This window comes from Desulfobaculum sp. (genome assembly GCF_054921475.1).
In genome coordinates, this window is the sequence record NZ_JBUDSW010000044.1 from 1 (window position 1) to 17,238 (window position 17,238).

The window sequence follows — 17,238 nt, forward strand, 5'->3', positions numbered from 1 at the left end:
CAAGGCTCCGCTCACTGTGACCGGGGCCTTTTTCATGCGCGCGGCGGTATTGGCGCGCCGCGAGGCCCTTTTCCGAAGACTCTCCACCGGAAGGCGTAAGCCTCCTGATGTAAAGAAGGCCGTAATGCTCGATTTTTCCAAGATTAAGACGTTTCCCATCGCTGAACGCGAGAACAAGTTTCACCTTGGCATGATGCTGCGCGCCGGTGACGCCGCAGCGCCGGAGACGGTGCCCAACATGCCGGACCTCGTGGAGCATGTGCTTCGCGCCAAGGCGGAAGGCGGCAAGGTCGTGGTGATGATGGGCGGCGCGGTCATCAAGGAAGGATGCGGCGCACTGCTTATCGACCTGATGAAGCGGGGCGTTATTGATCACATTTCGGGCAACGGCGCGGTGTCCATCCACGACTTTGAAATCGCCCTCATCGGCCAAACCTCCGAGCATGTGCCAAACGGCCTGCGCGACGGCAGCTTTGGCATGGTGGAGGAGACCGGCGCGCTCATGAACCGGGCCATCCGTGAGGCCGCGGCAGACGGGAAGGGCTATGGGTACGGCATCGGCCGCATCATCGAGGCCGAAAACCTGCCCCACAAGGAAGAGAGTGTCCTGTATACTGCCTACAAGCTGGGCATTCCTGCCACCATCCATGTGGCCGTGGGGGGCGACATTATCCACCAGCACCCGGCGTGCGACGGCGCGGCGCTTGGGGCGACGTCTTTTCGGGATTTTGAAATCATAACAGAGACCATCGCCAGCATGGGCCGCGGGGCGCTCCTGAATATCGGGTCTGCGGTGCTTATGCCCGAGGTCTTCCTCAAGGCGCTGACCATTGCCCGCAACCTTGGGCACGACGTGTCCGGGTTCACCACGGCGAACTTTGACTTTCTCGATATGTACCGCCCGCGCACACGCGTACTCCAGTGGCCCGAGGAGCTTGGCGGAACGGGCATAGATATCCGTGGCGGCCACAGACAGACCGTTCCGGCGCTGTATGGCGGCATCGTCAACCATCCTAGGGCGGCGGCGCTGCAAGCCCGTGAGGGCGATGCGGCGTAGAGTGGGCCGCACGAGTTGCCCGTGTTTTCTCCGGACGGACTGTCTGGCTGATACGCAAAAAGACGGCCACAGCACTGCGCTGTGGCCGTCTTTTTGCGTGTGACGTCTCCGAACTGTGAGGCTGGCGGAAGGGGAGCGGTGCGTGCGTTATTCGTCCTGCCGGGTGCGCCTCGCTTTCCCGCGTCTGGCTTTTTGTCCTGCCACCGTGTGCCGCTTCTCCGCCTGCCTGTTCGCCTGTTTGCTCCTGCCGTTCCAGCCCTTCCGGTTACGACGTAGCCTGCCCACCTCTTCTCCTCCCGCGCCGCTTATTGCGGCAACACAGTGCGGGCGTGCTTGACCACAAGCTGGGTCAGGATGTTTACGGCGTCCACGTCCAGCCCCCATGTGTGCCAGTAGAGGTGCAGTTCCAGACATTTGTCCGGGGCGAGATTGATGAGCAGGCCTTGTTCAAGCTCCCGCAGAACCTGCAATTCCGGCACAAGGGTGTAGGCCATGCCGCGCAGGGTTGCCTCTACGAAGGCCTCGGACGAGGGCATGATGTGAAAGGGTATGTCACCCACCCTGAGGCCGTAGTGTTGCTCCAGAAAACGGAAATGCAGCTCGTCCTTGAGGTTGAAGATAACGGCGGGGGCGCGGGAGAGGGCGTTTTCGCTGACGCCGGCCGGGAACCACATCTGCGCGAAATCCGGCGCCGCTACAAGGATGTAGCGCATCCGTCCAAGGGGAAAGGTCTGCCCGCCCTGCACAGGAGATGCGTGCGAACCAACACAGCCCACCACTTCGCCGCGCTTGAGCAAGAGGTGCGTCGTCTCTTGGTCATCCAGCACAAGGTCCAACAGGATGCCGTGCCGGAAGGCCAGCGGCGCAACGGCCTCCAGAAACCACGTCGCCAGACTGTCGGCGTGCACGCCAATGGACAGCGTCACCGGACCCTCCACAAGCTGTGGCGACAGCTCCATGAGCGTTTGTTCCTCCAGCAGACGAACCTGCTCGAAGTGCCGGAGCAGTTTGTGTCCGGCCTCGGTGGCCGTAACGGGCGTCCCCCGGACCACAAGGGCCTGTCCCATGCGCTCCTCCAGCACCTTCACGCGCTGCGATACCGCAGACTGCGTGATATGCAGAACCCGGGCCGCGTTGTCAAAGCCCTGTTCCCGTATAACCGTCGCAAGTGCCTCAAGGTGCTTGTAATCCAGCATTGGCGTCCTTTCGTAGTGGTATTAGCAAAACTTATAGGTGATGAAAAAAATGAGTTTTACTGATTCAAACAGGTACCGTAGAGATAGAGGCCAGTCAAACATTTGTAGGAGGACAAGGTACACCAATGTTCATCATGCCGTTTCTTCAGGGAATGGGGACCGGAGCGGGTCTTATTATTGCCATCGGGGCGCAGAACGCCTTTTTGCTGTCGCAGGGGATTCGCGGCAATTATTCCTTGCAGATAGCCCTGCTGTGCAGCATGTGCGATGCCATTCTCATTACGCTTGGGGTCTCGGGCCTTGGGACGCTGGTGGCCAATAATCCCGACCTTGCCCGCATTGCCGGGTGGGGCGGTGCCGCCTTTTTGTTCTGGTATGGCCTTGGCTCCCTGCGGAGCGCCTTTTCCGGCAAGGCGCTGGACGTCATGCAGGAGCAGAAAAAGTCCCTGCGGGCTGTTTTGCTTGCCACCCTTGGCGTGACCTTTCTCAATCCGCAGACCTATTTGGATACCATCGTCCTGCTTGGCGCCATTGGCGGCCAGTTTGAGGGGCACGGACGGTTTGTTTTTGGTGCTGGGGCCATCACAGCGTCGCTGATGTGGTTCTTTACCCTGTGCTTTGGCGCGCGCCTCTTGGCGCCGTACTTCCAAAGCGCCAAGGCGTGGAAGGTGCTGGACCTGTGCACCTGCGCCATTATGTGGGCAATCGCCGCGTCGCTTGTTCGGGGGCAAATCGTCCTCTGAGCGATGTGGAAATGATACAGTTGATTATGGAACCGGAAAGGGCCGTGGCGGACACCACGGCCCTTTCCTTTTGAAGGCGAGGGGGAGAGGTGGACAGACGGCGGGGCGCTGGGCACAAAGCGAGCTTTCCTGACGCTTGAAATCCCGTCCTTTGCACGTCCTGCAACTGGTGTTGTTATTCGGATCCCAGCTTGAGTCTGCTTCCTTCCGCGGGGCACGTTGTCCGTATCGTGCCTTTGTGCTTGGAGAATTGCCGCGCGCCAGCTTGACATCGTGGCGCATTCAGCGACACTCGCTTTTTTGCTCCACTCAATCCGCAGAAGGAATCCGTCATGTTCGACAGCACCATCTACGCCGCGCGCCGCGCGCGGCTGGCGCAAAGCGGCCTGTCCGGCATTGCCGTTTTTCCCGGCAATGTTGAAGCGCCCATGAATTATACCGACAACTGTTATCCCTTCCGTCAGGACAGCACCTTCCTCTATTACTTCGGGCACGACCTCCCCGGCCTGTGGGGCACCCTTGACCTCGACACCGGCGAAGCCGTGCTGTGGGGCGAGGACGCCACCATGGACGATATTATTTGGACTGGCCCGCTGCCCAGCGTCGCGCAGCGGGCGGAGCGCGTGGGCGCGCAGGGCAGTGGCTCCCTCCGCGCGCTGATGGACGTGCTGCGTGCGGCAACAAAGGGTGGGCGGCAGGTGCACACGCTGCCGCAGTACCGCGCCGAAAACCGCGAGCGTATGGCCGCCATGCTTGGCATTTCGCAGGACGCCGTCAACGCCGCTCCCTCGCGCGCGTTGGCCCTTGCCGTCATTGACCAGCGCAGCTGCAAAGCGCCAGAGGAGATTGGCGAGTTGGAAAAGGCCCAGCTTGTCTCGCGCCAGATGTATGACGTTGCCATGCGCATGGCGCGTCCGGGCGTTGCAGAGCGGGACATTGCCGGAGCTTTGACGGGCGTTGTGGCCCGCGCCGGGGGCCTGCACTCCTTCCCGACCATCCTCACAACCCATGGCGAGACCCTGCACCAGCACGCCCATGATGGCGTGCTTGAAGCAGGGCGCATGCTGCTTATCGACTCCGGCGCGGAGTCTTTGGAGCATTACGCCTCGGACATTACGCGTTGTTTCCCCGTGAATGGGCGCTTCGACACGCGCCAGCGCGAGCTGTACTCCATCCTGCACGATGCGCAGGTCGCCGCGTGCGAGGCCTGTGCGCCGGGCGTCAGCTTCCGGGATATTCATCTGAAGACGGCCCGGCACATTGCCAAAGGGCTGACGGCGCTTGGCATCATGCGGGGCAACCCCGAGGACGCCGTTGCCGCCGGAGCGCATGCTGTCTTCTTCCCCCATGGCTTGGGGCATATGATGGGGCTGGACGTGCACGACATGGAAGGCTTCGGCGAGGACCTTGTGGGCTATGGCGAGGGCGTGGAGCGCTCCGCGCAGTTTGGGCTGTCTGCCCTGCGCTTTGCCCGGACTTTGCAGCCGGGGCATGTGGTGACGGTTGAGCCGGGGCTGTATTTTATCCCTGCGCTTGTGGACAAGTGGAAGACCGAACGCCGCCACGAAGCCTTTATCGACTACGCACGCGTGGAATCATACATGGACTTTGGCGGCATGCGCCTTGAGGATGATGTGCTTATCACTGGCGATGGCGCACGCATCCTTGGCCCCGGCATCCCCAAAAGTATTGAGGACATCGAAGCCGCCATGCAGCAGTAAGGCAGCCCTCTTTCGTGAACGGCATATACAGACGCCGCCCGGACCAGTGGTCCGGGCGGCGTTTTGCGTTGTAATCCTTGGCGCCGCGTCAGGCGCTGGCTACAGCCCCGCGGCGGTGGCGGACATGGGGAAGCAATGCGTGTTGTAGCCTTGCCGCAGGCGCTTCATAAGGATGTATTCATCCTTGAGCATGGCGCGCAGGCGGACGGATTCCTTGGAGGTGATACTGACCTCAATTTTACTTTTGTTGTAGTTGCCGTTGCGCAGGTTGGTGTTAAACACCGTGGACAGAATGCTCAGCGAGCGTTCAATGTCCTCCAGGAAGAAGTACGCATTGAGCGAGCGGATGCGTTCAAAGGCTTCCTTGACGTTGCAGGAGGGCGAGAACATGTACAATTGCCGGAGCAAGTGCTCCTTGGGGATGTTGTCCAGAAAGTCCGAGAACGTGTCCCCAAGCCATGTGAGTTCCTTTTCCCGGTCCGGGTTGCCGTCTTCAATTTCGCGCCAGCGCAGCAGGTTTTTGTAGTGCGAGACCACGCGCTGGCACGGGTCGCGAAAGGAGGTGAAGACGAAGGTCCGTTCGGGCAGTTCGATTTGGTGCAGGGGCGTGTGCGAGAAGGCGTAGAGGAACTTGCCTTCCTTCAGGTAGTTCAGGGTGTGGCCTGAGAAGATAAGGCCGTTGTAATAGACAACATTGCCTTTGTTGATTTCCTGAAACAGGAAGCCGCTTTCGTTGTCGAAGGCATTCAGAAAGATTTTGTTCACCGACGTTCCGCCGCATTTTCTGATGTGGCAGAAGTAGTACCGTTCGTATTGACCCTTGATGTTCAGATACATGCCAAGCCCTCCCGCATGGCTTCGACATTTCCGCAGAGCATTGTCCAAAACGCGCCGAACTGTGCCGCCTGATGGATGCGCCGTACAGGGACGGATTTCCCAGACGTTCACCAAGAATAGCATATGCATCCATGAAAGGGGAGCATCGTGGCGGACTTTTTGAGGAAAGCGCGTCATGTTGTCCAGCCTTGTCGCGCCGCGGCTCCTGTACGAAAGGAGAATGCATATTCAGCGCCGGAGGCGTCTTTTCTTCCATATATCCATAGCCTGCGTGTGCGCGGCCTCGCCCCGCGCCTGTGGCGCGTTCTGCGCCGCGCCAAAGCTGTGACGGGCGCAAGTTGACTTCGTCCGTCCTTTGTATGTTATTCTTGGCGGGTGTGTTGTGTGTTCGGAAAATGGGGCCGGAGCGATGCCGATTTTTCCGGGCCTTGCGCCAAGGTGGCGCGCTGTGGTGAATGCTGTTGTTCTGGCTGTTTGGCAGGGGGATGCATGACAAAGTCCGGTCAGCAGGGAGCTTGTGGCGCCGCCGCGCAGCAGTGGCAGCTGGTTGTGGAGCAGATGCCAGCGCCGGTCTGTGTGGTGGATGCCCAAAACTGGCGCATTGAGTACGCCAACCCGGCGGCCAAGGCGGCCTTTGGCGGCGAGTGTGTTGGCAGTCGGCTCGACGAGGTTCTTGGTGCCCACCGCGCCGCTGACATGCTGCGGGCGTGGAGCGAAGGCGATGACCAAACCGGCGTATCGTGGCGCTTTGCCGTTGGCGGCGAGACCTTTGTCTTTACCGCCGCCCAAAGCACATGCCCGGATGGCCGGACGGTTTTGATCGTGACAGCCGTTCCCGCCCCGGAGGAGCAGGTGTGCGAGGATTCTGATTCGCCGGAAGCGGAGCAGGCGCGGCTGTTTGCCATGGCTGTCGACGCCGTGAAGGATGGCGTGTGGGACTGGCATCTGCCGTCGGGCAGAGCGTTTTTTAGCCCGCGCTACAACACTATGCTGGGGTATGAACCTGGCGAATTGGAGCCGACGTACGAGACGTGGAGCGGCCTGCTGCATCCGGACGACAGGGAACGCGCGCAGCGGGAGGTTAAGGCCCACATTGCGGCGTCCAGAGCGTATGATGTGGAATTTCGCATGCGGACCAAGTCCGGCGACTGGAAATGGATTCAGGCGCGCGGCAGGGTGGTGGAGGTGGACGACACCGGGGCCGTGGTGCGCATGGTTGGCACGCATAGCGATATTTCGGAGCGGAAGGCCGCAGAACTGGCCCTGAAGGAATCCGAGCATCTGTTTGCGCTGTTTATGGATCAGCTTCCCGCCCTTGTCTTCATGCAGGACGAAGACATACGCCTGACGTACGCCAACGCCTTTTTCCGCGAAGCAACGGGGATAGACGACCCCACGGGGCTGACCCCGTCGCAGTACTATCCCGAGGACGTAGGCCGTGAACTGGAGGCGCAGTCCCGCCGCGTCCTTGCTGGCGAGAGCATCCGCGGGCAAAAGCGCTTGACCACGCGGGAGGGGGTGTCCTTCGTCCATCAGGTGGTCAAGTTTCTCATCGAGCGGGACGGCCGCCCGCCACTGGTGGGCGGCGTGGCGTGGGACATAACGGACATGGTCGCCCTTGCCGAACTCATGCGCGAGGTGAATGCCGCGCCGGGGTTGGATGAGATGGTGAGTGCCATCCTGCGTTGCGTGAGCGATTCGTTTTCCGTGCCGTTTGTGATGATTCTCCTCAAGGAAAATGGCGCGTTTGTCCCGCGTGGAATGCATGGCTTCAGCCTCTCCCCCGACGCCGCGTCCGAGATTTTGCAGCAGGATGGTTTGTGTCCGTGCCTTGCCGAGGCGGCGCGGGGCACGCCCGCGTTTATCAATGATGTGCCGTCAACACAGGATTGTACGGGAATGCTCTGCGCGCGCGAGGGGATTGTCTCGCAGGCGTCGCTGCCTCTTATGGAGCAGGGCGAGGTCATTGGCGTATTGGGTGTTGGAAGCGGCGTTCCCCGCGATTTTGCGGCAAAGCGCGACACTCTTGAGTCCCTTGCCCTTGTGGTGACCCTTGGCCTCAAGCGTGCGTTTATGTTTGAGGAACAGGTGAAGCTGGCGGACAAGTTGGACGCCAAGGTTGCCGAACGGACGCAGACTCTGGGGGCCGTGAACCGCGAGCTTTTGGCGAGTTTGGATTTGCTGGAAAAGGCGCGTGTTGAAAATCGCTTTAACCAGCAGCGGCTGGAGGCGCTGGTGGAGCTGGCGCGCATGGAGACGGCCTCGGCGCAGGATATTGCGGACTACGCGCTGGAGCAGGCCGTGAGCATGACGCGCAGCCGCATAGGCTATCTGCACTTTGTGGATGAGGAGAGCGGCATAATCAACCTGCACTCATGGTCCCAAAAGACCCGCGAGCAGTGCTCCATGGATATGAACGAGCACTATTCCCTCGACCACGCCGGAATATGGGCGGACTGCGTGCGTAAGCGAAAGCCCGTGGTGCACAATGATTATCCCGCCGCGCTGCACCGGAATGGCTATCCTGAAGGGCATATCCCCGTTACCCGGCATATGAGTGTGCCCGTTATTGTTGGCGGGCGTGTGGTGGCGGTGGCTGGTGTCGGCAACAAGGACGTGCACTATACGCCCTCGGACGTGAACCAACTGTTCTTGTTTGCGGATTCGCTCTTTCGCATTATCCACCGCAAAAAGAGCGAGATGGCCCTCCAGCAGGCCAAGCGCGAGGCCGAAGAGGCCAACGCCGCCAAGAGCGAATTTCTCGCCAAGATGAGCCACGAGATACGCACTCCCATGAATGCCATCCTCGGCATGGCGGAAAACGTGCTGCATACGCCGCTGAATGCGGAGCAGCGGCGGATGATGGACATCCTCAAGCGCTCCGCCGGGTCGCTACGGGGCATCATTGACGACATCCTCGACATATCGCGCATTGAGGCGCGGCGGCTGGTCCTTGCGGATGCGGATTTTTCCCTTGAGGACGAATTGCGCGAGGTCACGGACGCGTACCGCACGCTCTTTGACAACAGGGGCCTCAGGCTGGCCGTGAAGGCGGAGTGCTCCGCCGCCCCTGTGGTCCGTGGCGACGCGGTACGCTTTCGGCAGATTCTGTCCAACCTGTTGGGCAATGCCCTCAAGTTCACCACGCACGGTGGCGTCACGGTGGTGCTGGCCTCGTCCGAGTCCGCAAGCGGCGAGGATGTGCACGTGGTGCTGGAGGTTCGCGACACGGGCATCGGCATTCCAAAGCACCATCTGGAAACCCTCTTTGATGCCTTTGTGCAGGTCCGCAGCGATACCTCGGCGGCGCGCGAGGGGGCGGGGCTGGGTCTTGCCATCGTCAAGGAGCTGGTGACCATGATGCGCGGCACTATCGACGTGGACAGCACGCTGGGCGACGGTACCGCGTTCACTTGCTCCCTGCTTTTGCCCAAGGGCGATGAGGGGGCGGTCCAGGCGCGGCAGGCGGCAAAGCCTGCGTCACAGGATGAGCCGCCGGTGACCGGACTGCATATCCTCCTTGCCGAGGATAACGAGGAAAATGTGCAGGTGGCGGGGCTGTTTCTCCAGCGCCTCGGGCATACGTGGGATGTTGCCTGCGACGGAGCACAGGCGCTGACGCTGCTCACGGAGCGCGCCTACGATGTGGTGCTGATGGACCTTGAGATGCCCGTGATGGATGGGCTGGAGGCCACCCGCCGCCTTCGCGCAGGGGAGGCGGGCGAGGCCGCGCGCACCGTGCCTGTTGTCGCGCTGACGGCCCACGCCGTTTCCGGCTACGAAGAAAAGGCCCGCGAGGCCGGGATGGACCACTTTTTGACCAAGCCCATGAACTTTCGGGAGTTTGACGCGGCGCTGCGCCTTGCTGCGCCACATGAGGACGCGGCCAAGAAGGGTGCGGTTATCGACCGCGAGGCTGTGCTCTCGCACCTTGATGGCAACGAGGTGCTCCTTGGGGAGTTGATTGAAATCTTCCTGCGGAATATGCCCCCGCGCCTTGCGGCGCTGCATGCCGCCTGCCGCGCGCGCGATGTTGAGGACGCCCTGCGGGCGGCGCATTCCCTTAAGGGCAACGCCGCGACCATTGGTGCGGGGCGTCTTGCGGAGTTGGCGGAGAGGGCGTCGGGGCTTATCCGGGACGAACAATGGGGAGAGTTGGAAACCGTTTTGCCGCAGCTTACCGAGTGCTTTAGCCATGTCCAGCTGAGCCTGCGGGAGGAAATGTGAGGGCAGGATGGGGTACGTTCTCATCGTCGATGACGACGAACTCATAGGGCATCAGCTGTCACGCACTGTGGAGCAGATGGGCTGTACGCCATTTTGGGTGCAGACGCTGGCCCATGGGGAGCGCGAGGTGCTGCGCGGCGTGTATGATGTGGTGCTGCTTGATGTGTCGCTTCCCGATGGCAATGGGCTGGAGGCGCTGCCCCGTTGGGTTGAGTTGCCTGCCGCACCCGAGGTGGTCATCATCACGTCTGCGGAGGGCGGCCGCGCGGCGGAGCAGGCCATGACCAGCGGCGCGTGGGACTATCTCCGCAAGCCCGTGGACCTTGCTGAATTGCGCCTGACGGTGCTGCGTGCGTTAACCTACAAGGCATCCAAAACGGCGCGGCGCAGCAGTGCGGCCTTTGGGCGCGATGCCATTATTGGCTCCAGCCCGCGACTGCTTGCCTGCATAGAGCGCGCGGCAGAGGCCGCCAGCGGCGACGCCGCCGTGCTGCTGCTTGGCGCAACCGGGACGGGAAAGGAGCTGTTTGCCCGCGCCATCCACGACAATAGCGCGCGGGCAAATGGGCCGTTTGTTACTGTGGACTGCGCCGCGCTGCCGCCAACCTTGGTGGAGAGTACGCTGTTTGGCCACGCGCGGGGCGCATTTACCGGAGCGCAGGAGCCACGGGAAGGGTTGGTGGCGCAGGCGGACGGCGGAACGCTGTTTTTAGACGAGGTGGGCGATTTGCCCATTGATGTACAGCGTCTGTTCCTGCGCGTGTTGCAGGAGCGCCGCTTTTTGCCCGTGGGGTCAGATTTGGAGCGGCGGAGTGATTTTCGTCTTATTGCCGCCACCAATCAGGACATGGACGCGCTTGTGAGCGCGGGGCGTTTTCGGGCCGATGTGCTGTTTCGCATACAGGGATTTGTTCTGGCCTTGCCGCCTCTTACGGAGCGCGAAGGCGATATTGAAGACCTTGCCGTGCACTGGTGCGCCGAGTTTTGCCGCCGCGCCGGGGTGGATGTAAAGGGGCTGTCGCGCGCCTTCATTGCGTGCCTTTCGGCGTACCATTGGCCCGGAAATGTGCGCGAATTGGTCCAAACTGTGGAGCGGGCGGTCTCCGCCGCGTATGATGCGCCCCAGCGTCGCCCGCAGCACCTGCCGAGGCCCCTCCGCGCGGCCGTGGCGGGCAGGATGCATGGCGCGGAGCAGGAAAATGGCGGGCAACACGTTGCCGAACGCGGCGCATTGCCCCTGTTTGCGGAATTTCGGCGCGAGATAGTTACCCGGGGAGAGAAGGACTACCTGCGCATGCTTGTGGACGAGGCGCAAGGTTCGCTTGAACGGGCGCTTGCCCTTTCCGGGCTATCCAAGACCCGGCTTTATGAACTGCTCCGCGCGCACGGCTTGCGGCTGCGCCCTTAGCCCGGCGTAGTGCTGCCCTCCGCCGTGGGAGTGGTGCGTCATGGCGATACGTCTTTCCGATTGGAAAGTGCAGTCTTCCGGTTTTTTCGGAGTGTGTGCGATTTTCTCGTCCGTTTCCGTTTTTATCGCACTTTCGTCACGGGAATGAAACATTGTGGAAGGCGCGTCACACACGCAAGAGGTTGGCTTTTCAGCAGGTGTTGAAATGTACCGTGGCTATGAAAAATGGCATCGTTGTTGCTCCTGTAAAGATGATTGGCCCGCAGTGCATACAAGAGGGGCCCGCACCATTGTGGCGCGGATGAGCTTCAAGGAAAACTGCAGATTGTAGAAGAATGCACCGCCGGCCATTACCCTTGGGAGGGGATTATGCTCAAGGATTTGTCGATTTCCAAAAAGGTAACAGGTGGTTTTGCCGTCGTTCTTGCCCTGATGGTCGTCATGGGCGTTGTGGCATTGCAAGGGCTTGAACACGGGGCCAAGGGCTTTGAAACCTACAGAAACTGGGCGCGGAATTCCAACCTCTCCAGCGAGGTGCGCGACCACTTGGTCAACGCGCGCCTTGCTATGAAGGACTATGGCCGTGGCGAGGATGAGGTTTTGCCGGCGTTCAGAGAAAACTGGGCGGATATGAACGAGCATCTTGAAGAGGCCCGTGAACGCATCGCGAGCCCGGAGCGCGTTCGCCTGCTGAAGGAATTCGAGGCGTTGGCCAAGCAGTACACCGCATCTGTGGAGCGCATGACCAATGCCGCGACCCAAGGCGAGCGAGAAGAGATTCTTCACGGCAGTTTGGATGCTCTTGGCCCTCAGCTCCTTGACCGCATTGAGCAAATTCAGACCAGCTATGTGAAGAATCAGGATGCCCTGGGGCCTGTTCTGCAGACGCAGAATAGCCGCACCGTCACCCTTGCGACAAGCACAGGCATCGCGGCACTGGTTATCGGCGTTCTGTTTGCCGTGATGATTTCCCTCGCCATCACGCGGCCCCTGCGCAAGTCCCTTGCGTTTGCCGAGGCCGTGGCCAAGGGCGATTTTCAGGCGCACCTTGATGTGGACCAAAAGGACGAGACCGGCCGCATTGCCGCCGCTATTCGTGACATTGCAGGCATTGTAGGTGGCGTGACCGAAAAAATGGACGTGATGATGCAAGAGGTCTCGCACGGGAAGCTGCATACGCGCACAGATGCCAGTGGCTATTCCGGCGGATTTAAGCAGCTTGTGGACGGAGTGAACAGGCTTGCGGATCGCCTTGTGGGGCTTATTGATGATCTGCCGCTTCCGGTTATGGCCATCGACAAAAACTACAACGTTCTCTTCATGAACGAAGTTGGTATCGGCCTTGGCAATGCGGAGCGCGGCGATGTGGAAGGGCGGAAGTGTTACGACTTCTTCAAAACGTCCGACTGCAAAACAGCCAAGTGCTCCTGCACCCGCGCCATGGATTCGTTGGAGTCCGCAACATCGGAAACTGACGCGCACCCTGGCGGCAATGACCTTGAGATTCAGTACAGCGCATCACCCATCTTGGATGACGACGGCAACGTGGTCGGCGCCTTTGAGGTTGTGGTGGACCAGACGGATATTGTGGAGGCCTATAGGCGTATGGAAAACATTGCAGGCCGTGCGCAGACCATTTCCTCCCGTATGTCCGAACAGGCCGAGGAGCTTGCCGTGCAGGTGCGGCAGGTGACCGAGGGCGCGATGACCCAGCGCGACAGAATGACTGAGACCGCAACGGCCATGGAGCAGATGAATTCCACGGTTTTGGAAGTGGCGCAGAACGCCAGCTACACGGCGGAGAGCACAGGCAAGGCCCGCGAGCACGCCGAGGGCGGCGCAAACGTTGTTGGCGATGCGGTGTCTGCCATTAAGGAAGTGCACGAATCCGCCTCGCAGCTGCAGGAGAGCATGCGCTCCCTTGGCCAGCAGGCCGAAGCTATCGGTCAGGTGATGAACGTGATTACCGACATTGCGGACCAGACCAACCTGTTGGCCCTGAACGCAGCCATTGAGGCCGCCCGCGCAGGCGATGCCGGGCGCGGGTTTGCCGTGGTGGCAGACGAGGTGCGCAAGCTGGCCGAAAAGACCATGAGCGCAACCCACGAGGTTGGCGTCAGTATCAGCGCCATTCAGGACTCAGCGCGCCTGAATGCGGCCAGCATGGACCGGGCTGTGACCAGTGTGGACCGGGCAACAAAGTTGGCCGGCGAGTCCGGAGACGCCCTGACGCGCATTGTGGAACTGGTGGTGGATTCCTCCAGACAGGTGGACGGCATCGCCACGGCCAGCGAGGAGCAGTCCTCGGCCAGCGAGCAGATCAATCAGGCCATTGAGGAAGTCTCAACCATTGTGAATCAGACCGCAGACGGCATGTCGCAGTCCTCACGCGCCTTGGAGAGTCTGGCGAACATGTCCGGCGAGCTGAATGACCTCATCGCCGAACTGCGCACAAACGGTAAGAATTAGCCGCGCTCTTGGCGGCATCCCTTCCCCTTCCCGCACCCGCGCGGAGGGTGGTGCATGGGCGCCGCCCTCCGCCGGGCAAGCGGCCCACGAAGATCTTGCAGGATGATGCATATGGCAGATTGTACCCCCCATATATCCATGAGCCGGTTCCTCGTTATTGATGATGACGAGATGAGCCGCCACCTTTTGGTCGCGGTACTCACGTCCCTTGGGGGCACGGTGCATGCCGTCCCCGAAGACCATGACATTCCCGAAAGCATACCTGAGGATGTGGACATTATTGTGATGGATGCCGCTATCGCCAGCGCGAAGCGGGAGCACATTGTGGAGCATCTCCGTCATAAGGGGGCGCACAACGGGGACCATAACGGGGAGCAAACCGGGGAGAATGAGGAGGAATGCGACGTTATCCATTCCCCGGGCCTTTTTATCACGACGGCTGTTGTGGATGACGAAACCCTGCGTCAGGCACTTGCCCTTGGTGCGGAAGCCGTGCTGCAAAAACCGGTGAACAAAACCGAAATGTCGCTCCGCATAGACGCCGCTCTCAAGCGGCGGGCGGAGCAGATGGAACTGCTTTGCCTGCGCGGTGAGTGCGAGTCCCTCCGCCGCCGCGTGCAGGAATTGGAGGACCAGCCCCGCGCGGCGGACCCAGCTTTGCCTCAGCCGTCCCCTGCCCACCGTGTCTCTATGGGGCCTTGGGCGCCCGAGGGGCATGAGCTGCCCGAGTCCTATGCGCGCTCGCTGGAGCAGGAGCGCCAGCGCTACAGCGCCATCCTTGCCTCATTGGACACGGGACTGACGCTTATCGGGCCGGATATGCGCATTGAATGGGTCAACGATCATGTCCGCGCCATGTTTCCGAGTCGTCAGCCGGAAGGCGAGCTGTGCTATCGCTTTTATTACGGCATGGAAAAACCGTGTGCGACCTGCGGCGTCCGCGAGGTATTCCGCACCGGTGAACCAACGACATTTGAGCGCTATTCTCCGGAAACGGAGCAGTGGTTTTCCGTGTATTCCGCCCCGGTTTTTGACAAAGGGCAGCAGGTGACCCGTGTGCTGGAGGGCGTGACGGACATCACCGAGCGCAAGCATCACGAACAGCGTCTCCTTTCGGCACTGCACAAGCACGAGCAGTTGGCGTTTATCCTGAACAATAGCCCCCTGTACGCCTTTGTGTGGAAAAACGAGCCGGGCTGGCCTGTTGAGTTTGTGTCGGACAACATCACAGACCTTGGCTATGCTCCGGAGGACTTTCTGGGCGGACACATTGCCTACGCCGACATTCTGCATCCCGAGGATGTGGACCGCGTGGCCGCGGAAATCCGCCAGCATAGCGAGGCGAAGCGCTCCGAATTTAAGCAGGAATACCGTCTCGTCTCACGCGACGGAGATATGCGCTGGATGGAGGATATGACGTGGATAATCCGCGATGAGCAGGGCGAGATAACGCATTTTCATGGTATTTTATATGATGTCTCCCGCCGCAAGCGCGATGAAACCCAGCTGCGCAAGCTCTGGCGCTCCGTTGAAAACAGCCCCACCACCGTGGTCATTACCGATACGCGGGGCATTATTGAGTATGTGAATCCCGCTTTCACCACGGCAACGGGCTATTCCCGCGAGGAAGCCCTCGGGCAGACCACGGGCATCCTGCGCTCCAGCGTGCACGACGACGCCTTCTACGCCGAGCTGTGGACGACGATATCCGCCGGGCAAACGTGGCGCGGTGAGATTTGCAACAAGCGCAAGGACGGCACCCTCTTTTGGGAGCAGGCGTCCATTTCACCTGTGGTGGACGACGCAGGGAGCGTCACCCACTATGTGGCGGTCAAGGAGGACATCTCCGACAAGAAGGACTTTGAGCGGCTGAAGCAGGACGTGGAGCGCATTATGCGTCACGACCTCAAAACCCCGCTCAATACCCTCATCGGCCTGCCGCAGGTGCTGACGATGGACGAGAACCTCACCGAGGAGCAACTTGAAATCGTCCGCGCCATTGAGGACTCCGGCAAACGTATGCTGCATATGCTGGATATTTCCGTGGACCTGCTCAAGATGGAAATGGGCGAGTACGAGTACATTCCCGGCGACGTGGATATCCTCGCCGTTATCCGCAAGCTGCTCGGCCAGTCGCACCACAAGCTGGTGGTGAAGCAGTTGGAGGTCAACGTGCAGTTGGACGGCGCGCCCGTCACGCCCGCCATGCGCCTGTATGCCTGTGGTGAAGAGCGCCTCGTCTACACAATGTTCTCCAACCTGCTGGACAACGCCATAGAGGCCTCACCCCGGCAGGGGGCCATCTCAATCAGCATTACGCAGGGGCAGGAGATACTTACCGCTGTTGTCCGCAATAGCGGCGCCGTGGCGCAGGAAGTGCGCACGCATTTCTTCGAAAAGTTCAAAACATACGGCAAAACAGGCGGCACAGGGCTTGGGACCTATTCCGCCAGGCTCATGGCCGACGCCATGCAGTATGACATCGCTATGGAAACGTCCGACACAACCGATGAAACATGGCTTACGATAACGATGCCCGCATCCTGCGCTGGCTTCATTGAGGGCTGACCATGACCACACACAGCCATACCATCCTTGTGCTGGATGACGAACCGCACAACGTTTTGCTGCTTCGGGAGCTGCTGCGGAAGCAGGGCCACGAGGTGGTCGGCACAAGCTCGCCTATTGAGGCGCTCCAGATTGTGGACCGCTCCTTTGACCTTGTGCTGTCCGACGTCATGATGCCGGAGATGAACGGATTTCAGTTTGTGGAGCAGTTGCGCGGCAATCCGGAGACTGAGGACATCCCCGTCATCATTGTGACTACGCTGTCCGACAAGCCGGACCGGCTTCGCGCTGTGCAGTCTGGCGCCAATGACTTCATCACCAAGCCCGTGGATGCCTTTGAACTGGAGGTCCGCACGGCCTCCATGCTGCGGCAGAAGCGCCAGCAGGACGAGATTAAGCTCTTTCAGCAGGACCTTGCGGGCATGGTGGAGGAACGCACCGCCGACCTGCAACGCACGCTGAATCAACTGCATACGTCGCATATTGAGAGCATTCTGCATCTTGCCGCCGCCGCGGAATACAAGGACGAGGACACCAGCACCCACATCAAGCGCATGAGCCGTTATTCCGCGCTTATCGCCAAGAGCTTGGGGCAGGATGACCATTATGTGGACCTTATCCTCAGGGCCAGCCCCATGCACGACGTGGGCAAAATCGGCATTCCGGACGACATTTTGCTCAAGCCCGGACCGCTGACGGCGCAGGAGTGGGAAACGATGAAGACGCACACCACCATCGGCGGCAAGATTCTTGGTGCGGGCAGTTCGGAGTATATGCTCATCGGCACCAGCATTGCCCTGACCCACCATGAAAAGTGGAACGGCACCGGCTATCCGGCGGGGTTGGCCGGGGAGGATATCCCTCTGTGCGGGCTTATTTGCGCGGTGGCGGATGTGTTTGATGCGCTGACCAGCAAGCGCCCCTACAAGGACGCCTTCCCCGAGGACAAAGCCTTGAGCATTCTGCGCGAGGGCAGGGGAGTGCACTTTTCACCGCGGGTGCTGGACGCCTT

General features: G+C 60.7%; 10 protein-coding genes. 8 read left to right on the forward strand and 2 right to left on the reverse strand.

Annotated features, from left to right (window positions below; genetic code table 11):
- Nucleotides 1-124: 124 nt before the first annotated feature.
- Nucleotides 125-1,057 carry a GSU2086 family protein gene (locus tag ACY69P_RS04495; RefSeq protein WP_462326692.1) on the forward strand — a complete coding sequence of 311 codons (933 nt, stop codon included), beginning with the start codon at nucleotides 125-127 and terminating at the stop codon, nucleotides 1,055-1,057.
- A gap of 305 nt (nucleotides 1,058-1,362) precedes the next feature.
- On the opposite strand, the gene ACY69P_RS04500 is transcribed toward ACY69P_RS04495, so the two are convergent.
- Entirely contained in the window at nucleotides 1,363-2,253 is an 891-nt protein-coding gene (locus ACY69P_RS04500; protein WP_462326693.1) for a LysR family transcriptional regulator ArgP, read from the reverse strand.
- A 125-nt stretch (nucleotides 2,254-2,378) separates the two neighbouring features.
- Here ACY69P_RS04500 and ACY69P_RS04505 point away from each other — a divergent pair, with 125 nt between their 5' ends.
- Together ACY69P_RS04505 and ACY69P_RS04510 are read left to right on the forward strand one after the other, a co-directional pair.
- Nucleotides 2,379-2,996: a LysE/ArgO family amino acid transporter gene (locus ACY69P_RS04505; protein WP_459899860.1), complete on the forward strand. Its 618-nt coding sequence runs from the start codon at nucleotides 2,379-2,381 to the stop codon at nucleotides 2,994-2,996.
- Between the two features lie 332 nt (nucleotides 2,997-3,328).
- Nucleotides 3,329-4,717 (forward strand): aminopeptidase P family protein, encoded by a 1,389-nt coding sequence (locus ACY69P_RS04510; RefSeq protein WP_462326694.1) that lies wholly within the window; start codon nucleotides 3,329-3,331, stop codon nucleotides 4,715-4,717.
- 99 nt (nucleotides 4,718-4,816) lie between these two features.
- Here the strand turns inward: ACY69P_RS04510 and ACY69P_RS04515 are convergent, their stop codons facing one another.
- A complete protein-coding gene (locus ACY69P_RS04515) occupies nucleotides 4,817-5,554 on the reverse strand; it encodes a sulfotransferase family 2 domain-containing protein (protein ID WP_404844923.1) in 738 nt (245 codons plus the stop codon).
- Between the two features lie 489 nt (nucleotides 5,555-6,043).
- Here ACY69P_RS04515 and ACY69P_RS04520 point away from each other — a divergent pair, with 489 nt between their 5' ends.
- From ACY69P_RS04520 to ACY69P_RS04540, 5 genes are all read left to right on the forward strand, one after another.
- Nucleotides 6,044-9,781, forward strand: a complete 3,738-nt coding sequence (locus ACY69P_RS04520) for a GAF domain-containing protein (protein ID WP_462326695.1) — start codon at nucleotides 6,044-6,046, stop codon at nucleotides 9,779-9,781.
- Between the two features lie 7 nt (nucleotides 9,782-9,788).
- Nucleotides 9,789-11,189 carry a sigma-54-dependent transcriptional regulator gene (locus ACY69P_RS04525; protein ID WP_462326696.1) on the forward strand — a complete coding sequence of 467 codons (1,401 nt, stop codon included), beginning with the start codon at nucleotides 9,789-9,791 and terminating at the stop codon, nucleotides 11,187-11,189.
- Nucleotides 11,190-11,558: 369 nt separating this feature from the next.
- Entirely contained in the window at nucleotides 11,559-13,658 is a 2,100-nt protein-coding gene (locus ACY69P_RS04530) for a methyl-accepting chemotaxis protein (RefSeq protein WP_462326697.1), read from the forward strand.
- A 111-nt stretch (nucleotides 13,659-13,769) separates the two neighbouring features.
- Nucleotides 13,770-16,226 (forward strand): PAS domain S-box protein, encoded by a 2,457-nt coding sequence (locus tag ACY69P_RS04535; protein ID WP_462326698.1) that lies wholly within the window; start codon nucleotides 13,770-13,772, stop codon nucleotides 16,224-16,226.
- 2 nt (nucleotides 16,227-16,228) lie between these two features.
- The coding region (locus ACY69P_RS04540) for an HD domain-containing phosphohydrolase (protein WP_462326699.1) at nucleotides 16,229-17,238 on the forward strand (1,010 nt) is incomplete at its 3' end.

Coding starts and splice junctions, on each gene's coding strand:
- ACY69P_RS04495 (WP_462326692.1), top strand. CDS start 125: ATGCTCGATTTTTCCAAGATTAAGACGTTTCCCATCGCTGAACGCGAG.
- ACY69P_RS04500 (WP_462326693.1), bottom strand. CDS start 2,253: ATGCTGGATTACAAGCACCTTGAGGCACTTGCGACGGTTATACGGGAA.
- ACY69P_RS04505 (WP_459899860.1), top strand. CDS start 2,379: ATGTTCATCATGCCGTTTCTTCAGGGAATGGGGACCGGAGCGGGTCTT.
- ACY69P_RS04510 (WP_462326694.1), top strand. CDS start 3,329: ATGTTCGACAGCACCATCTACGCCGCGCGCCGCGCGCGGCTGGCGCAA.
- ACY69P_RS04515 (WP_404844923.1), bottom strand. CDS start 5,554: ATGTATCTGAACATCAAGGGTCAATACGAACGGTACTACTTCTGCCAC.
- ACY69P_RS04520 (WP_462326695.1), top strand. CDS start 6,044: ATGACAAAGTCCGGTCAGCAGGGAGCTTGTGGCGCCGCCGCGCAGCAG.
- ACY69P_RS04525 (WP_462326696.1), top strand. CDS start 9,789: ATGGGGTACGTTCTCATCGTCGATGACGACGAACTCATAGGGCATCAG.
- ACY69P_RS04530 (WP_462326697.1), top strand. CDS start 11,559: ATGCTCAAGGATTTGTCGATTTCCAAAAAGGTAACAGGTGGTTTTGCC.
- ACY69P_RS04535 (WP_462326698.1), top strand. CDS start 13,770: ATGGCAGATTGTACCCCCCATATATCCATGAGCCGGTTCCTCGTTATT.